This window comes from Streptomyces sp. URMC 123, from assembly GCF_051386515.1.
In the GTDB taxonomy this organism is placed as follows: Bacteria; Actinomycetota; Actinomycetes; order Streptomycetales; family Streptomycetaceae; genus Streptomyces.
The window spans coordinates 1-2,383 of record NZ_JBPQTV010000540.1 but is presented as its reverse complement, the minus strand read 5'-3'; the positions used below and the strand labels follow the sequence as shown (position 1 = coordinate 2,383).

The following is a 2,383-nucleotide window of genomic DNA, read 5'->3' as shown; positions in this document are numbered from 1 at the left end:
GGAAGGGTCGGCTGCGGGGGCGGGCGGGGTGGCGGTCACGGGATCAGTACCTTTCGTCCCTCGATGCGATAGCCGTCGCGGGCCAGGCGCCCCACGACATCGACGAGCAGGCGGCGCTCGACTTCCTTGATCCGCTCGTGGAGAGCGGCTTCGTCGTCCTCGTCCCGGACCGCGACCGCGCCCTGCGCGATGATCGGGCCGGTGTCGACACCGTCGTCGACGAAGTGGACGGTGCATCCGGTCACCTTCACGCCGTACGCGAGTGCCTCGCGCACGCCATGGGCACCGGGAAAACTGGGCAGCAACGCGGGGTGCGTATTGATGAACCGGCCGCCGAACCGGGCGAGGAACCGCTTGCCGACGATCTTCATGAAGCCGGCCGAGACCACGAGGTCGGGGTCGTGGGCGGCGGTGGCCTCGGCCAGGGCCAGGTCCCACGCGTCCCGGTCGGCGTGGTCCCGCACTCGGCAGACGAAGGTGGGGATGCCGGCCCGCTCGGCCCGCTCCAGGCCGACGATCCCGTCCCGGTCGGCGCCGACGGCCACGATCTCGGCGCCGTAGCCCGCCGGGTCCGCGGCGATGGCGTCCAGCAGCGCTTGGAGGTTCGTACCAGAGCCGGAGACCAGCACGACAAGGCGTTTCGTCCGGCTGTCGGGGTGCGAGGACACGAGAGGGCTCTTTCTCACGAGGTCACCACGGGACGGAATTCGTTGAGTCATACGAGTGAAGAGGGTGCGGCTGTCCGGGTGACCCTACGAAGCCGCCGACCGCCAGCAACGATACCGGCACACCGCACGGCCCCCACGGGACGGGGGCACGTGCGCCAGGTAGCGTCTGAGGCACGGAACCGTCCCTCCTCCGCGCCCGTTCCAGGCGGCGCAGACCGCACGGGGAGGGCGACGACACAAGGGGAAGACGCACTACAGATGCCGGACCGACGCCGCCGCGCGGCTCTTCGCCTCCCGCTGCCCGCTGCTGCCGCTGCCGCCGATGGCGCCGGACCGTTGTCCCCGTCGACCTCGCCGTCGGCTCTCCCCTCTCTCTTTTCGGGGGCGCTCGCGGTGCGGGCGGGTTCCGTGCGGGCGGGTTCCGTGCGGTTGGGTTCCGTGCGGTTGGGTTCCGCGCTGCCGGGTTCCGTGCTGCCGGGCTCGGTGCTGCTGAGGGAGCGGCGCTCCACCCCGCCGGGTACGGGGGGTGGCGAGCAGGAGGACAACCCGTTCGCGGCGCCCCCCGAGGGCCGGCCCGACGAGCCGTGGCGCCCGCGCCGGCCCCAGGGCACGGACGAGGCACACGCCGGTCCCGAGGGCGACCGGGGCGGTCGGGGCGGCGGCGACCACGGTGGCCATGACGGTCATGGCGGTCACGGCGGCCACGGCGGCCACGGCGGCCAGGGCGGCGGCGGTTACGGGGGCTCCGGCGGCCGGGGCGGGGGCGGCGACGAGGGCGAGCGGCCCGGCGAGGGCGGCGAGCGGCCGCAGCCGCCGGTCTGGGGCAGCCAGTGGAGCAGCCGCCAGCCGGGTCGCCAGCAGGGCGGGTTCGGCGGCCGGCCGGGTTCCCCCCGGCAGGAGGGCTCAGGCGGGCCGGGAGGCCTGCGCTGGGACCCCCGGGACCCGGCCCAGCGGCGGGCGCGGTACGCGCTGCTCGCCGGCATGTGGGGCTTCTTCTTCGCGCTCTTCAGCCTGCCGCAGATCGCTCTGCTGCTCGGGGCGCTCGCCGTCTACTGGGGCATCAGCGCGCTGCGGGGCGGCGGGGCGAAGGGGGCGGCCGGCGGGAACGCGGGCGGCTCCGCCGGTGGCGGGGCCGGTACGGGTGCGGGGGCCGGTACGGGTACGGGCGTCGCGCCGGCTGCCGGGCAGGTGGCGGGCCGGGGGTCGCGGCCGCAGACCACGGCCGCGGTCAGTGGGCTGGTCACCGGTGGTGTCGCCCTCGCCATCGTGGCGGCGACGTTCACGTTCCAGGTGGTCTACCGGGACTACTACACGTGCGTGGACGACGCGCTCACGCAGTCCTCGCAGCAGGCGTGCGAGGACCTGCTGCCCAAGCAGCTCCGTCCCCTCCTGACGACCCGCGACTGACCCCTCGTCTCCGGGTCCGCCCCCACGGCGTGGGGAGCGAAGCGACCACTTCGCTCCCCACCCAACGGCGGGGCGAAGCCCCCGCCTGGCCCTTCGCTCCGCGAGCAAGCGCAGCGAGCACATCGCTTCAAACCGTCGTGGGAGCGAAGCGACCGCCCTCGCTGCGCTCAGGCACAGTGAGGGCGGTTGCGCAGGGCCACCCCGCGCCCCGCGCGGGCCCCGAGCCCCGCGCGAATCACCGAGCGTGCCAGAGGTCCGCCCCCTCCGACCCCACCGCATAGACCAGGCGCCTCCGCGCCGGAACACCC

Annotated in this window: 2 protein-coding genes; one reads left to right on the top strand and one right to left on the bottom strand. The window is 74.9% G+C overall.

Annotated elements, in window-relative coordinates:
* Window positions 1-35 precede the first annotated feature (35 nt).
* Window positions 36-668 (bottom strand): phosphoribosylglycinamide formyltransferase, encoded by a 633-nt coding sequence (gene purN / locus ACSNOD_RS30500; protein ID WP_436770320.1) that lies wholly within the window; start codon window positions 666-668, stop codon window positions 36-38.
* A gap of 444 nt (window positions 669-1,112) precedes the next feature.
* On the opposite strand from purN, the gene ACSNOD_RS30495 reads away from it, so the two are divergent.
* Complete coding sequence (locus ACSNOD_RS30495) at window positions 1,113-2,075, top strand: hypothetical protein (protein WP_436770321.1); 963 nt, start codon at window positions 1,113-1,115, stop codon at window positions 2,073-2,075.
* The last annotated feature ends 308 nt before the right edge of the window (window positions 2,076-2,383 follow it).